Origin of the sequence: Rathayibacter sp. VKM Ac-2857, from assembly GCF_013205025.1 — a bacterium.
GTDB lineage: Bacteria > Actinomycetota > Actinomycetes > Actinomycetales > Microbacteriaceae > Rathayibacter.
Window position 1 is genome coordinate 520,902 of record NZ_JABMLE010000004.1, and the last position, 13,801, is coordinate 534,702.

Consider the following 13,801-nt stretch of genomic DNA (forward strand, 5'->3'; position numbering starts at 1 on the left):
GCTCCTTCAGTGAGGGTGATGCGGGGAGGTGGCGGCGACGGGCGCCGGGAGAAGAGGGGGTTACTTCAGGGCGATCGGATTGACCGGTGCCCCGACGGCGCCCGTGAACGGGATGGGGGCGGCGACGAGGAGGAACTCCCAGACGCCGTCCGCGCGGCAGTCGGCCGCGAGCGCGTCGAGGTCCCACATCTCGCCGATGGTGAGGCCCATGTTCGGGATGGCGACCTGGTGCAGCGGCTGGAAGGCCTCGTCGAACTCGTTCGGCCGGACCTCGAAGCCCCAGGTGTCGGTGGCGACCGCGGCGACGTCGCGCTCGCGCAGCCAGCCGGCGGTGGTGAAGGAGAGGCCGGCGCTCGGGCCGCCCGCGTAGCCGTTCCAGCCCTCGCGCCGGGCGCGGGCCAGGCGGCCGGTGCGGACGAGCAGCAGGTCGCCCTCGCCGACGGCCGAGCTCGGACCCTGCGCCGCGATGGTGCGCTCGAGGTCCTCGATCGTGATGCCGTAGCCGTCGGGCAGCTCGCCGCCCTCGCCGATAGCGCTGCCGACGTCGAGCAGCACGCCGCGGCCGTTGAGGAGCGCGCTGACGTGCTCGATCCCGGTCATCCGGTCGCCCTCGCTGGTGACGACCTTCCCGGCCGCGCGGCCGTTCCAGGCCTTGCCGCGGTCGAAGATGTGGCCGAGGCCGTCCCACTGGGTGGACGCCTGCAGCGGCATGGCGACCACGTCGTCCGCACCGCCGATGCCGTGCGGGAAGCCCTGGTCGCCGAACTCGGCGTCCAGGCCCGTGTCGAGCATGGTGTGCACCGGGTTGGTGCGCCGGCGCCAGCCGTTCTGCGGGCCCTCGGAGTCGAAGCGCTGGGCGAGGCTGAACGCGGCGCCGCGGGTGACCAGGCGGGCCGCGGCGAGGCGGCGCTCGTCGGTGATCAGGTTGGCGGTGCCGATCCGGTCGTCCTCGCCCCAGCGGCCCCAGTTGCGGTGCGCCTCGGCGGAGCGGGCGACCTCGGCGGCGGGGTCGCCGCGGTCGAGGGCGGCGGGGTCGCGGGTGGGCGGCGTCTGCGCGGTCTGCGGCGCCGTCATCGCTGCTCCGCCACGCAGGTGAAGCGCTGGGTGCCGAGGCCCGTGATCGAGCCCTCGAGGCGGTCGCCGGCCTTCAGGAAGATCCCGCGGGCCTGGCCGTTGCCGGCCGGGCTGCCGGTGAGCAGCAGGTCGCCGGGCAGCAGCGGGATCGTCTGGGAGGCGGCGGAGATCAGGCGGGGGATGTCGAAGAGGAGGTCGCCGGTGTCGGCGTCCTGCATCGTCTCGCCGTTGACGTCGAGGCGCAGCTCGAACAGGCCGTCGCCGAACTCCGACGCGGGCACCGCGAACGGGCCGGTCGGGTTGAAGCCGGGCGAGTTCTTCGCGCGGAACCAGTCGGTGCCGATCTCGGGCATGTCCTTGCGGAAGATCAGGTCGCGGGTGCTCACGTCGTTGACGATCGTGTAGCCCCAGACGTGGTCGAGCGCGTCCTCGGGGGCGACGTGGAAGGCCGGGGTGCCGATGATCACGGCCAGCTCGAGCTCCCAGTCGTGGCGCTCGCTCGCGGCGGGCAGCACCAGGTCGGAGTCGGCGGCGACCACGGTCTGCGGCAGGCCGATGAAGAAGTAGGGCTCGCCGTGCGCGGCGCGGGCGTCCATCATCGCGGCGGCCTCCTCACGGACCTGCTCGACGGGGCGCGGGTCGTCCGGCGAGCGGTGGCCGACGACCAGGCCGATCACGTGCGTGCGGTAGTTGGCGCCGGTCTGCAGCAGCTGGCGCGGCGCGACCGGGGCGAGCAGCTCGACCTCGTCGAGGGCGAGGCCCTCGGAGTGGGCGGGGATCGCGCGGACCGCCTGTTCGAGCTCGGCCCAGCGGGCGAAGACGTCGTTGACGTCGGCGGCGCCGAGCTGCGCGAGGTCGACGCGGTGCACGCGGCCCTCGGACAGGACGCCGAGGTCGGCGGTGGCGGGGGCAGTGCTGTCGGTCGGGCGGTAGCGCACCAGTCCGAATCGGACGAGGGCGTCCTCGGGTCGCAGCGTCATCGGTGACGGTCCTTCCGGTCCAGCGGCGTCGTCACCGCTCCCTCACTCTGACCTCGGACGGAGGGATCCGCCAGAACGATTCCACGATGCCGTGCATCCATGCGGTGGATGCCCACGGGCATCACTCGCACTGATGCTGACGATAGGGAAGATCAGGTTCCCGGATGCTGCGGCACTGGCGAGAGTGGGGAGCGCGGCTCGCTCAGGCCGCCCGAGTCCCCGGAAAGGATCAACGATGATCAAGCTGCTCTCCCACCTCTCGTTCGTGACGATCACCGCCCCCGACGTCGAGGCCAGCGTGCGCTTCTACGAGGAGCAGGTCGGCCTCACCGTCGTCGACCGCACCGACGACGCCGTCTACCTGCGCTGCTGGGGCGACTACTACCGCTACAGCGTGGTGATCGTCGCCGGCGACGAGCCCTCGCTCGAGACCATGGCGTGGCGCACCTCCAGCGCCGAGGCCCTCGAGGAGGCGGCGCGCCGCATCGAGGAGGCCGGCTCGGCGGGCGAGTGGTTCGAGGGCGCCGGCATCGGCCGCGCCTACCGCTTCGTCGGCCCCTACGGCCACTCGATGACCCTGCACTGGGACGTCGAGCACTTCCACGCCGAGGGCGACGCCGGCTCGATCTACCCGGACCGCCCGTCGCGCCGCAGCCGGCACCTCGGCGCGCCGCGTCAGCTCGACCACGTCACCATCGCCGCGCGCGACGTCGACGGCTTCGCGAAGTGGTACAACGACGTGCTCGGCTTCCGGATCATGGCGCGCACCGTGCTCGACGAGGCGCCGATCTCGGTCTTCTCGGTGCTCACCACCAACGAGAAGTCGCACGACCTCGGCGTCGTCCTCGACGGCTCCTCGCGCCCCGGCCGCGTCAACCACTACGCCTTCTGGGTCGACCAGCGCGAGGACCTGCTGCAGGCCGCCGACATCCTGATGGAGAACGGCGTGCCGATGGAGTACGGCCCCTCGATCCACGGCATCGGCGAGCAGAACTTCCTCTACTTCCGCGACCCGTCGACGCTGCGCATCGAGATGAACACCGGCGGCTACCGCAACTACGTGCCGGACTGGACGCCGAACACCTGGAAGCCCTCGCTCGGCTCGAACAACTTCTACCGCAACAGCGCCATGCCGATGTCGATGACGGAGTCCTTCCCTCCGGCCGACGGCCCGAGCGCCACGGAGGAGGGCGTCCCCGACGAGATCAAGGACGCGCTGCTCAACCCCTACAAGGTGCAGGGTCGCGGCTGACGCGCCGCCCCATAGACCGCGGGAGCGCCGCACCGGCCTGGAGGGTGGGTGCGGCGCTCCCGTGCGTCCGGCCCCTGCCGATCGAGGGCGTCCTCCCCTTGCTGATCGAGTAGCCCTCGGAGAGGGCGTATCGAGATCCACCGTCGTCGGTACGTGGGTCTCGATACGCGCTGCGCGCTACTCGACCAGCATGGGGCGCGCTGCGCGCTACTCGACCAGCATGGGGCGCGCTGCGCGCTACTCGACCAGCATGGGGCGCGTTGCGCTCCTTCCCGTGCCTGGGGCGCGCGCCGCGCTACTCGACCAGCAGGGGGTCGCGGGGGCGCGCCGGCGAGGTGTCGCCGCGGCGGATGAGGAGCACCCCGATCAGCGCGGCGGCGGCCATGACGCCGGCGCAGGCGACGAAGACGCCGGCGAACCCGCGGACCAGGTCGGGCGCCGTGCCGGCCGCACCGGAGACGGCGAGGAACAGGTTCGTGATCAGCGCGAGGCCGAGCGCGCCGCCGACCTGGGACGCGGCCTGCGACGCGGCGCTGGCGGCACCCGCTTCGTCGGGCCGGACGCCGAGCAGGGCGAGGTTCTGCGCGGCGATGAACACGCCCGACATGCCGGCGCCCATCAGCGCGAGGCCGGGGAGCAGCTGCGTCCAGTAGGAGCCTCCGACGGTGATCGTCGCGAGGAGGAGCACCCCGGGAGCGGCGACCGCCGAGGCGACGACGAGGGTCAGGCGCAGGCCGAGGCGGGTGCTGGCGCGGACGAAGACCGGGATGCCCGCCGCGATGCCCAGGGCGAGCGGCAGCATCGCCAGTCCGGACAGCAGCGGCCCGACCTCGAGCACCTGCTGGAGGTGCAGCGTCGCGTAGAGCGAGACCGCGGCCATGACGGTCCCGGCGCAGATCTGGATGAGCAGCGCGCCGCCGCGGGACCGGTCGAGCAGGATGCCGAGGGGCAGGACCGGCGAGTCGACCCGCCTCTCCACGAGCACGAACGCCGCGAGCAGGAGGACGCCGGCGGCGAGGGCGGCGACCGTCAGGGGCTCCGGTCGCCCTCCCCCGAGTCCGGTCAGCCCGAAGACGGTGAGCGAGAGCCCGGCGGCGATCAGGAGCGCTCCGGCGATGTCGTAGCTGCGGCGTCCGCTGACGCGGCTCTCCTCGAGAGTGGTGAGCGCGAGCAGGATCGCCAGCACCCCGACCGGCACGTTGATCAGCAGGCACCACCGCCAGCCGACCGTCTCGGTGAGGAGCCCGCCCAGGATCAGTCCGAGGGCGGCTCCGCTGGAGGCCACTCCCCCGAGGATCCCGAACGCGATCGCGCGGACCCGCCCGGTCGGAAAGGCCAGCGTGACGATCGAGAGGGCGGCCGGCGCCATCAGGGCCGCCCCCACGCCCTGGGTGGCGCGCGCGAGAACGAACTCGAGTCCGGACTGGGCGGCCCCTCCCCAGGCGCTGGCGGCGCAGAAGAGGGCGACGCCCGTGACCAGGGTGCGCTTGCGCCCCCAGTAGTCGGCGATCCGCCCGCCGATCAGGAGGGCCGCGCCGAAGGCGAGCGCGTAGGCGGTGACCACCCACTGCCGCCCGACGTCGTCCAGGCCGAGCTCCCCCGCCGCCGAGGGGATGGCGGCGGTCACGATCGTCGTGTCGAGGATGCCGAGCAGATTCACGCTCACCACCGAGGTCAGCACCGAGAGCGCGCGGAAGTCGAGTCGTTCGAGGGTCATGGGCTGGTCTCCGGTGTCATCGACGGAGGTTTCCAGCCTGGATCGCAGTGCGACCGCCCGGTGACGTCACCGGTCCACCGGTGAGAATACCAGCCGGATGTCGGTCATCGTGCGGTCGAACCGCCGACGGTGAGTCCTGCCCCGTGGCGGAACAGAGGGTCGACCGTGTCGGACGGCACGTCCGGCCGGCTCGCCTCGACGGCCGCCATCGACCGCGGCAGCTCGACCGGGAGCCGGCCCTCCGCCGCGACGTCGCCGACGAGAGCGTCGAGCAGCGCGCGGTCCGAGACCCCGAAGCCCGCGGTGAGGGCGGCGACGGCGCCGGAGAACGGCGTCAGGATCGCCGCGCGGTCGAGGTGGACGTCGAGGACGACGGGCAGGCGGGCCGCGAGCCCGAGCACCCGGTCGACGACCTCGGCGGGGAAGTCGAGCGACCCCTGGTGGGTCTGCTCCTCCAGGAAGTACTGCGACCGGGGCTCGAACGGTGCCGCGAGCCGCACGATCGCGAGGTCCGCGTCGGCGGGGTCGTCGACGACCTCGCCGTACTCGCGGGCGACGGCGGGATCGACGCCGACGAGGTGCAGGCGCCGCCCCCGCGCCAGCGGCAGCACTCCGTCGTTCTCGAGGACGACGACGGAGCGGGACTGCGCACGACGGCCCGCGGCGACGGCCGCAGGCGCGCCGACGCGGTCGGCGACACGGCTCTCGTCGACGAACGGGTCGTCGAAGAGGCCGAGCCGGAACTTGACCAGGAGAAGCCGACGGACGGACGCGTCGAGGCGGTCCACGGAGACGCGGCCGCTCTCGACCAGCTCGACGACGAGCTCGGGGGACGCCTCGCCGCCGAACTGGTCGGCACCCGCCTCGAGGATCCGGAGCACCCGCTCCATCCGGGAGAGGTGCTCCACGCCCCAGGCCTTCGCGGGCCAGCCGAGGCCGCCGATCTCGATGTCGGTGACGAGTGCCCAGTCGGTGAGGACCACCCCGTCGTAGCCCAGCTCCTCGCGGAGCAGGCCGGTGATGATCCGCCGGTTGTAGGAGAAGCCGACCTCCTCGACCTGCTCGCCCTCGAGGACGAGACTGGAGGGGAGCGCGTAGTACGGCATGATCGCGCTCGTGCCGGCGGCGATGGCGGCGCGGAACGGCGCGAGGTGCTCCTCGAACCGGCCCCCGGGGTAGACCTGCTCGCGGCCGTAGGGGAAGTGCGGGTCCTCGCCGTCCTTCTGCGGTCCGCCGCCGGGGAAGTGCTTCGTCGTGCACGCCACGCTGTCCGGGCCGAGGACGTCCCCCTGCAGCCCGGCCAGGTAGGCCGTGACGAGCTCGGAGGCGAGGCGGGAGTCGGCTCCGAAGGTCTGCAGCTGTCGGGCCCAGCGCGGCTCGGTCGCCAGGTCGACCTGCGGGTGCAGGGCGGCGCGGATGCCGACGGCGACGTACTCCTCGCGGACCGTCTCAGCGAAGGAGCGGACCAGGTCCGGGTCGCCGAGGGCCGCGAGACCGAGGAACTCGGGCCACTCCGAGAACGCGCCCGCGCGAAACGCCATCCCCTCGTTCTCCGCGAAGCCGTGGCGCGGGTCGCTCGAGAAGGTGATCGGGATGCCGTGCGGAGCCTCGGCCGCCAGCTCCTGCAGCGCGTTCTGCCAGGCGGCCGTCTCCACGGGGTCGTCGATCCGCCCGAGGTTGAAGTGATTGATCATCCGCGAGCCGACGACCTCGCGGTGGGTGCCGCCGAGGAAGTGGTCCATCGAATCGTGGTCACCGGCCGGGAGCGCCGAGATCACGGTGTGGAAGAGCAGGCCCGCCTTCTCGGCGAGCGACAGCCGGGGCAGCAGATCGTCGGTGCGCTGCTCGGGAGTGAGGCGCGCGTCCTCGTAGGGGTCCATCACTCCGTTGCCGTTGAGGTCGCGGAAGACCGCGCCGTCCGGAGCCTTCTGAGAGTCCCTGGCCATCGTGATCTCCTTGTCATCAGCGCTGAGGGGCGACTTCGTCCGGTCACCGCAAAAGGACGATAGCCTAAGGATCGTCTTCACTGTCGAATCGTCGAAGGGACCCGCATGGCTGCCGAGCGGTTCACGGGATTGGCGGCGGTCCTCGCCACGATCCGCTCCGAGCCCGCCCTGACGCAGGGCGAGCTCACCGATCGGGTCGGCCTCGGCCGCAGCGTGGTGGCCGAGCGGGTCACCGAGCTCGAGGAGGCGCAGCTGCTCGTCACCGGCGGGCTCGCGCCCTCGACCGGCGGGCGGGCGCCGCGGCGCCTGCAGCTGAACCCGCACGCCGGCTTCGTGATCGGCATCGATGTGACGGCGTACGACCTCTTCGTCGCGGCGGCCGACCTGACGGGCAGCATCCTCGGCTCCCGCCACGAGACCATCGACGTTGCCGACGGCCCGGAGGCGGTCCTCACCCGGGTGCGGGCGCTGGCCAACGAGCTGCTCCAGCAGCGCGACTGGGCGGGCGAGCTGCTGGCGGTCGCCGCCGGAATGGCCGGTCCCGTCGCCTTCGACACCGGCACGACCGTGGGCGTCCCGATGCTGCCCGGGTGGGAGGACCACCCGGTCCGCGCGGTGCTCGAGGACGAGTGGGACGTCCCGGTCTGGGTCGACAGCCGGGTGAACCTCCTGGCCCTGGCCGAGACCCGGTCCAATCCCGCCGCCAGGACCGCGAAGAACGCGATCTACTTCGAGTTCGGCGTCGGCTGCGCCGCGTCATTGATCGTCGACGGGCAGCTCTACCGAGGGGCCCACGGGCTCGCCGGGGCGATCGGCCACACGGCGGTCGCCGAGGCGAGCCATGTGATCTGCCGGTGCGGCCGCGTCGGCTGCCTCGAGGCGATCACCAGCGGCTGGGCCATCGCCCGCGACGGCCGCCTGCTCGCCGAGAGCGGGCGCAGTCCGATGCTCGCCCGGGCCCTCGCCGCGAACGGCGAGGTGCGCCCGATCGACGTCACCGCCGCGGCGGAGGGGGGCGACCCGGCCGCCGTCGAGCTCCTCGAGCGGACCTCCGCCCTGCTCGGCAGCAGCATGGCGACCGTCGTCGCCTTCTTCGCCCCTCAGCTGCTCATCATCGGCGGGGGGATCGCGCGCGCGGGCGATCTCGCCCTGGCGCCGCTGCGTCGCGCGCTGGAGGCGCGGATCCTGCCGGCGGCGGCGGCGGACCTCCTCGTCGAGCTCCCCGTCCTCGACGAGAACTCCGGCGGCGTCACCGGCGCGATCCAGCTCGCGCTCGAGGAGCTCTTCACCCGGGACCAGCTCCCCCGCCTCCTGAGCTCTGTGTCGGCGCGGTCGGAGCTGTCCGCCTGACCCTTCTGTGCCGAATGCACAGAAGTTGGACCGAATCGCTTGACTTAGACCGGTTCCCGGTAAAAGATCGACTCACACGCGGGACGTCCTCGGACACCGCCCCCCTGAATCCCGACCGTCTGAGCCCGACAGCGACGCGGTACCCGCCACCCAGTGCCGCGGGAACGGGCAGAACATCCCTTCAATGACGAGGAGAACCATGCGCAAGCCCATCGCCGTCGCGACGATCGCGATCGCCGCCCTGGCACTGTCCGCCTGCTCCGCCGACGCGGGCGGCGGGAACGGCTCCGGCTCGACCGCCGCGCTCCGGCTGTCCACCCTCACCTCCGTGGAGTCCTTCGCTCCCGGCGCCTTCGGGACCGGTCCGGTGACGATCGCCCTCGAGCCTGTCTACGACTCGCTCTTCCGCAACGACGACGAGGGCGAGCCCGGCGCGCACATCGCGACCGAGTGGAGCTACGACGACACGAACACGGTCCTCAGCCTCACCCTTCGCGACGACGTGACCTTCACCGACGGGACCGCCCTCGACGCGGACGCCGTGAAGAAGAACCTCGACTCCGCTCGGGCCCAGTCCGGAGAGTCCGGCGGCCAGCTCCGCTTCCTCTCCTCCGTCGACGTCGTCGACGCCACGCACCTCACCATCACCCTGACCGCGCCGGACCCGTCGCTGCTGAGCAACCTCGGCGGCACCGCCGGCATGCTCGCCAGCCCGGCGGTCCTCGACACCCCCGGGCTGGCCACCGTGCCGGTCGGGTCGGGCCCCTACGAGTACGACGAGGCCCAGAGCCAGGCGGGGACGACCTACGTCTACGACCGCAACGAGGACTACTGGGACAAGGACGCCTACCCCTACGACTCCGTCACGGTGACCGTCTACAACGACGCGACCTCGCTGATCAACTCCCTCCGCTCCGGTCAGCTCGACTCCGGCGCCGTCGACGCGAAGGAGGTCGCCGGACTCGAGTCCGCGGGCCTGAAGACCACCTCCGCGCCGGCCTACACGACGAGCGGCCTCTTCCTCTTCGACCGCGCCGGGACCCTGGTCCCCGCGCTCGGGGACGTCCGGGTGCGCCAGGCCATCAACTACGCGTTCGACCGCTCGGCCTTCGCCGACCAGGTCTTCGGCGGAGAGGCCACGGCGACGGACCAGATGTTCAGCGCCGACAGCGCCGCGTACGACCCCGCCCTCGAGGACGCCTACCCCTACGACGTCGACAAGGCGAAGGCGCTCCTCGCCGAGGCCGGCTACGCGGACGGCTTCGACCTCCCGATGCCCGACGTCTCGGTCGTCTTCCCGACGCAGCAGGCGGCCGTCACCGAGGCGCTGACCGCCATCGGCATCCGCCCCCAGTACCAGCCCGTCAACGGCGCCACCTTCATCTCGGACCTGCTCTCGGCCAAGTACCCCGCCGCGATCTTCAACCTGAACAGCTTCCGCCCGTGGGACGTCGCGCAGCTCTCCATGACCTCGCAGTCCGTCTGGAACACCTTCAAGACCGACGACGCCACCGTGAACGACCTGATCATGACCGCTCAGACGCAGACTGGCGACGAGCAGGTCGCGACCTTCCAGAAGCTCAACTCCTACATCGTCGAGCAGGCCTGGTACGCCCCCTACGCCCAGCAGAACAACGTGTACGCGACCTCGTCGAGCCTCTCGATCACGCCGCAGAGGTACCTGACCTCCATCCCCCTCTGGAACTACGCCCCGGCGTCCTGACGGACGGGCCGGCGCCCTCGCGGGCGCCGGCCCCCTCCCCCTTCCGTTCCGACCCTGGAGCCGTCCCATGCTGATGTTCCTGCTGCGCCGCGTCGGCGCCGGACTCGTCCTGCTCTTCGTGATCGCCTCGGCGACCTTCTTCCTCCTGAACCTCGCCGGTCAGGACCCCGCCCGCCAGGTCCTCGGACCCGTCGCGACGGCCGCCCAGGTCGACGCGAAGCGCGCCGAGCTCGGACTCGACCAGCCGGTCCTCGCCCGCTACGGCGAGTGGCTGCTGTCGGCCCTGCGCGGAGACCTCGGCGTCTCCTGGTTCTCGAACCAGCCGGTCGCCGTCCTCCTCGGGCAGGCGCTGCCCGCGACGCTCTCGATCGTCCTCGGCTCCGTGCTCGTCACTGCCCTTATCGGCACCCTGATCGGCGCCTCCGCCGCCGTGCGCGGCGGGATCGTCGACCGCGGCCTGCAGCTCGTCTCCACCTTCGTGCAGGCGATCCCGAACTTCCTCGTCGCGCTGATCCTCGCCTTCCTGTTCGCGGTCCAGCTGCGCGTCCTCCCGGCCACCGGGTTCACCTCGTTCACGAACAGTCCCTCGGGCTGGGCCGCCTCGATCGTGCTCCCCGTGGTCGCCCTCGCCGTCGGCTCCATCGCCGCCGTCGCCCTCCAGGTCCGGGGCTCGATGATCGACGTCCTCCGACTCGACTACATCCGCACCCTCCGGGGACGGGGCCTGCCCTCCGGCAGCATCCTCTTCCGCCACGCTCTGCGGAACGCCGCTCCCCCCTCGCTCACGACCCTCTCGCTGATGTTCATCGTGTCGATCTCCGGCTCGGTCGTCGTCGAGAAGGTCTTCAACATCCCCGGCATCGGGACAGCCGCGAACATCGCGGCCGGCCGTGGCGACCTGCCGATCGTGCTCGGAGTCGTGGTCGTGACCGTCGTCCTCGTCGTCCTCGTCAATCTCCTCGTCGATCTGGCGCAGGGCTGGCTCAACCCGAAGGTGCGTGTCTCATGACCGAAGGCCTCGTCACGACCGGACCGGTCCGGCAGCGCCGCGCACCGCGGCCCGTCCGCCGCGGATTCCTCCCCCGCCTGCTGCGCGATCCCGGAGCCGTCGTCTCCGTCCTCTTCCTCCTCGCCGTCATCGTCCTCGGCATCTGCGCGCCGCTGCTCACGTCGTACGACCCGGTCGAGTCGCGCCTCGCGGACGTCCTCGCCCCGCCCTTCACCGCGGCTCACCCGCTCGGCGCCGACGGCACCGGACGCGACATCCTCGCCGGCCTGCTCTACGGCGCGCGGACCAGCATCCTCTGCGGCCTGATCGTGGTCGGCGTCGCCCTCGCCATCGGCGTGCCGACCGGCCTGGCCGCCGGCTACTACCGCGGCTGGATCGACGGCGTCACCTCCTGGATCGCCGGAGCCCTGCTCTCCCTACCCGCGATCATCGTGCTCCTGGTCGTCCTCGCCCGCGTCGGCCGGAGCACCTTCCTCGCCCTCGCCGTCTTCGGGGTCCTCATCGCCCCCGCGGTCTACCAGCTGGTCCGCACCTCCGTCCGCGGGGTCCGCGAGGAGCTGTACGTCGACGCCGCGAAGGTCTCGGGGCTGCGCGACTCCCGGATCCTCCGCCGCCACATCCTCCCGGTCGTCGTGAAGCCGACCATCGTCCAGGCGGCGCTGCTGGCGAGCGCGGGCATCGGCATCGAGGCCGGCATCGCCTTCCTCGGGCTCGGCTCCAGCGACCGGGCGAGCTGGGGGCTGATGCTCAACGACGCCTCGCAGAACGTCTACAACGCACCGATCCTGCTCCTGTGGCCCAGCGCTGCGCTGGTGCTGACGGTCATGGCGTTCTCGATCCTCGGCAACGGCCTGCGCGACGCGCTGTCCGACGTCGGCACGGTCCGCGCCAAGCGCTCGCGCTCGGCCGCGGCACTCGTCCCGCCGACCGCGGCGATCCGGACCTACGCCCCGGTCACCGTGCCCACCGCCATCGGTGCGAGCGACTCCCTGCTGGAGCTCTCCGAACTGCGGGTCGCCTACCCCCGCGCCGAGGGCGGCGAGTCCGAGGTCGTCCGCGGCGTCTCCCTGACCCTGAAGCGCGGCGAGATCCTCGGCCTGGTCGGCGAGTCCGGATCGGGGAAGTCGCAGACCGCCTTCTCCATCCTCGGCCTGCTCCCCCGCCAGGCGCGGATGACGGCGGACCGGATGACCTTCGACGGCCTCGATCTGCTCTCGATGTCGCCTCAGGCCCGGAACAGCATCCGCGGGAAGCGCATCGGGTACATCCCGCAGGAGCCGATGAGCAACCTCGACCCGTCGTTCCGCCTCGGGTTCCAGCTGACCGAGCCGATGCGGCACCACCTCGGCCTCTCGAGCAGCGCCGCGCGCACCTCCGCCCTGGAGCTGCTCGACCGGGTCGGCATCCGCGATCCCGAGCGCGTCTTCCACTCGTACCCGCACGAGATCTCGGGAGGCATGGCGCAGCGCGTCCTCATCGCCGGCGCCGTCTCCTGCAACCCCGATCTGCTCATCGCCGACGAGCCCACCACCGCGCTCGACGTCACCGTGCAGGCCGACGTCCTCGACCTGCTGCGCAGCCTCCAGGCCGAGCGCGGGATGGCCGTCCTCCTCGTCACCCACAACTTCGGCGTCGTCGCCGACCTGTGCGACAAGGTCGCCGTGATGCAGGCCGGCGAGATCATCGAGGCCGCGACGGCCGACACCCTCTTCTCGGCTCCCCGGCACGACTACACCAAGACGCTGCTCGCCGCGATGCTCGAGGACGCCCCGCTGCGGACCCCGATCGGCGCGACGACCCGCGCAACCGGAACGGACGGAACCCCGGCATGACCACGCAGAATCCCGCGCCGGGCGCCACCGGCACTCCCGTCCTCGAGGTGAAGGACCTCGTCGTCGAGTACCCCGGCCGCCTGGGCCGCCGCTCCGCCTTCCGCGCCCTGCACGGGATCGACATGACGATCGCCCCGGGTGAGACCGTCGGCCTCGTCGGCGAGTCGGGATCGGGCAAGAGCACGCTCGGCCGTGCGGTCCTCGGGCTCGCGCCGATCACCGAGGGCAGCGTCCGGTTCGACGGGAAGGACATCACGAGGATCGGCCGGAACGCGCGTCGGGGTCTCAGCCGGGACCTCCAGGTGGTGTTCCAGGACCCGTACACGTCGCTGAACCCCGCGATGACGGTCAGCGACATCCTCACCGAGCCGCTCCTCGTCTCCGGCTCCACCAGGAAGGACGCCGGGACGCGCGTCACAGCACTGCTCGACCAGGTGCACCTGCCCGCCGACGCGGCCGGCCGCTACCCGCGGGAGTTCTCCGGCGGTCAGCGCCAGCGCATCGCCATCGCCCGGGCCCTCTGCCTCGACCCCAAGCTCATCGTCTGCGACGAGCCCGTCAGCGCGCTCGACCTCTCGACGCAGGCGCGGGTCCTGGACCTCTTCATCGAGATCCAGGAGCGCACGGGCGTCGCCTACCTCTTCGTCACGCACGACCTCGCGGTGGTGCGCAGCATCAGCCACCGCGTGGCCGTGATGCGCCGGGGCGAGATCGTCGAGTCCGGCGACGTCGACCAGGTCACCTCCCGTCCGGTCCACCCCTACACGCAGGCGCTGCTGCTGGCGGCGCCGGTGCCGGACCCCGCCCGGCAGGCCGAGCGCCGCTCGGAGCGCCGCCGCTTCCTCGACGAGCAGAAGGCCGCGGCCGGGGACGTCCCGCTCACGGCCTGACGGCCCCTCGAAGACTTCATCGGGACCG

The 13,801-nt window shown here is 72.2% G+C and carries 10 protein-coding genes; 6 read left to right on the forward strand and 4 right to left on the reverse strand.

What is annotated here, in order from left to right; all coding sequences use genetic code 11:
* Nucleotides 1–60 precede the first annotated feature (60 nt).
* Together HQQ86_RS19370 and HQQ86_RS19375 are read right to left on the reverse strand one after the other, a co-directional pair.
* On the reverse strand, nt 61–1,074 hold the full coding sequence (locus HQQ86_RS19370; RefSeq protein WP_173290124.1) for a cyclase family protein: 1,014 nt from the start codon (nt 1,072–1,074) through the stop codon (nt 61–63).
* Nucleotides 1,071–2,054: a fumarylacetoacetate hydrolase family protein gene (locus tag HQQ86_RS19375; protein WP_173290126.1), complete on the reverse strand. Its 984-nt coding sequence runs from the start codon at nt 2,052–2,054 to the stop codon at nt 1,071–1,073. Before HQQ86_RS19375 ends, HQQ86_RS19370 begins: the two co-directional genes overlap by 4 nt.
* 235 nt (nt 2,055–2,289) lie before the next feature.
* Between HQQ86_RS19375 and HQQ86_RS19380 the strand changes: the two genes are divergently transcribed.
* On the forward strand, nt 2,290–3,306 hold the full coding sequence (locus HQQ86_RS19380; RefSeq protein WP_173290128.1) for a VOC family protein: 1,017 nt from the start codon (nt 2,290–2,292) through the stop codon (nt 3,304–3,306).
* A gap of 295 nt (nt 3,307–3,601) precedes the next feature.
* Here HQQ86_RS19380 and HQQ86_RS19385 read toward each other — a convergent pair whose 3' ends face one another.
* Together HQQ86_RS19385 and HQQ86_RS19390 are read right to left on the reverse strand one after the other, a co-directional pair.
* Nucleotides 3,602–5,023, reverse strand: coding sequence for an MFS transporter (locus HQQ86_RS19385; protein WP_173290130.1), 1,422 nt, complete (start codon nt 5,021–5,023; stop codon nt 3,602–3,604).
* 104 nt (nt 5,024–5,127) lie between these two features.
* Complete coding sequence (locus HQQ86_RS19390; protein ID WP_173290132.1) at nt 5,128–6,969, reverse strand: glycoside hydrolase family 3 protein; 1,842 nt, start codon at nt 6,967–6,969, stop codon at nt 5,128–5,130.
* Nucleotides 6,970–7,074: 105 nt separating this feature from the next.
* Between HQQ86_RS19390 and HQQ86_RS19395 the strand changes: the two genes are divergently transcribed.
* The 5 genes from HQQ86_RS19395 (at nt 7,075) to HQQ86_RS19415 (ending at nt 13,773) form a co-directional block, all read left to right on the forward strand.
* Nucleotides 7,075–8,319, forward strand: coding sequence for an ROK family transcriptional regulator (locus tag HQQ86_RS19395; RefSeq protein ID WP_173290134.1), 1,245 nt, complete (start codon nt 7,075–7,077; stop codon nt 8,317–8,319).
* A 199-nt stretch (nt 8,320–8,518) separates the two neighbouring features.
* On the forward strand, nt 8,519–10,042 hold the full coding sequence (locus HQQ86_RS19400) for an ABC transporter substrate-binding protein (RefSeq protein ID WP_173290136.1): 1,524 nt from the start codon (nt 8,519–8,521) through the stop codon (nt 10,040–10,042).
* A 67-nt stretch (nt 10,043–10,109) separates the two neighbouring features.
* Nucleotides 10,110–11,051, forward strand: a complete 942-nt coding sequence (locus HQQ86_RS19405; RefSeq protein ID WP_173290138.1) for an ABC transporter permease — start codon at nt 10,110–10,112, stop codon at nt 11,049–11,051.
* The gene (locus tag HQQ86_RS19410; protein ID WP_173290140.1) at nt 11,048–12,883 is read left to right on the forward strand and encodes a dipeptide/oligopeptide/nickel ABC transporter permease/ATP-binding protein; all 1,836 of its coding nucleotides are present in this window, start codon (nt 11,048–11,050) and stop codon (nt 12,881–12,883) included. The genes HQQ86_RS19405 and HQQ86_RS19410 overlap by 4 nt, the downstream gene beginning before the upstream one ends.
* Nucleotides 12,880–13,773 (forward strand): ATP-binding cassette domain-containing protein, encoded by an 894-nt coding sequence (locus HQQ86_RS19415; protein ID WP_173290142.1) that lies wholly within the window; start codon nt 12,880–12,882, stop codon nt 13,771–13,773. Before HQQ86_RS19410 ends, HQQ86_RS19415 begins: the two co-directional genes overlap by 4 nt.
* Nucleotides 13,774–13,801: the final 28 nt, after the last annotated feature.

Bases quoted from the DNA above. Each gene is read 5' to 3' on its own strand.
- HQQ86_RS19370 (WP_173290124.1), bottom strand. From the start codon at position 1,074: ATGACGGCGCCGCAGACCGCGCAGACGCCGCCCACCCGCGACCCCGCC.
- HQQ86_RS19375 (WP_173290126.1), bottom strand. From the start codon at position 2,054: ATGACGCTGCGACCCGAGGACGCCCTCGTCCGATTCGGACTGGTGCGC.
- HQQ86_RS19380 (WP_173290128.1), top strand. From the start codon at position 2,290: ATGATCAAGCTGCTCTCCCACCTCTCGTTCGTGACGATCACCGCCCCC.
- HQQ86_RS19385 (WP_173290130.1), bottom strand. From the start codon at position 5,023: ATGACCCTCGAACGACTCGACTTCCGCGCGCTCTCGGTGCTGACCTCG.
- HQQ86_RS19390 (WP_173290132.1), bottom strand. From the start codon at position 6,969: ATGGCCAGGGACTCTCAGAAGGCTCCGGACGGCGCGGTCTTCCGCGAC.
- HQQ86_RS19395 (WP_173290134.1), top strand. From the start codon at position 7,075: ATGGCTGCCGAGCGGTTCACGGGATTGGCGGCGGTCCTCGCCACGATC.
- HQQ86_RS19400 (WP_173290136.1), top strand. From the start codon at position 8,519: ATGCGCAAGCCCATCGCCGTCGCGACGATCGCGATCGCCGCCCTGGCA.
- HQQ86_RS19405 (WP_173290138.1), top strand. From the start codon at position 10,110: ATGCTGATGTTCCTGCTGCGCCGCGTCGGCGCCGGACTCGTCCTGCTC.
- HQQ86_RS19410 (WP_173290140.1), top strand. From the start codon at position 11,048: ATGACCGAAGGCCTCGTCACGACCGGACCGGTCCGGCAGCGCCGCGCA.
- HQQ86_RS19415 (WP_173290142.1), top strand. From the start codon at position 12,880: ATGACCACGCAGAATCCCGCGCCGGGCGCCACCGGCACTCCCGTCCTC.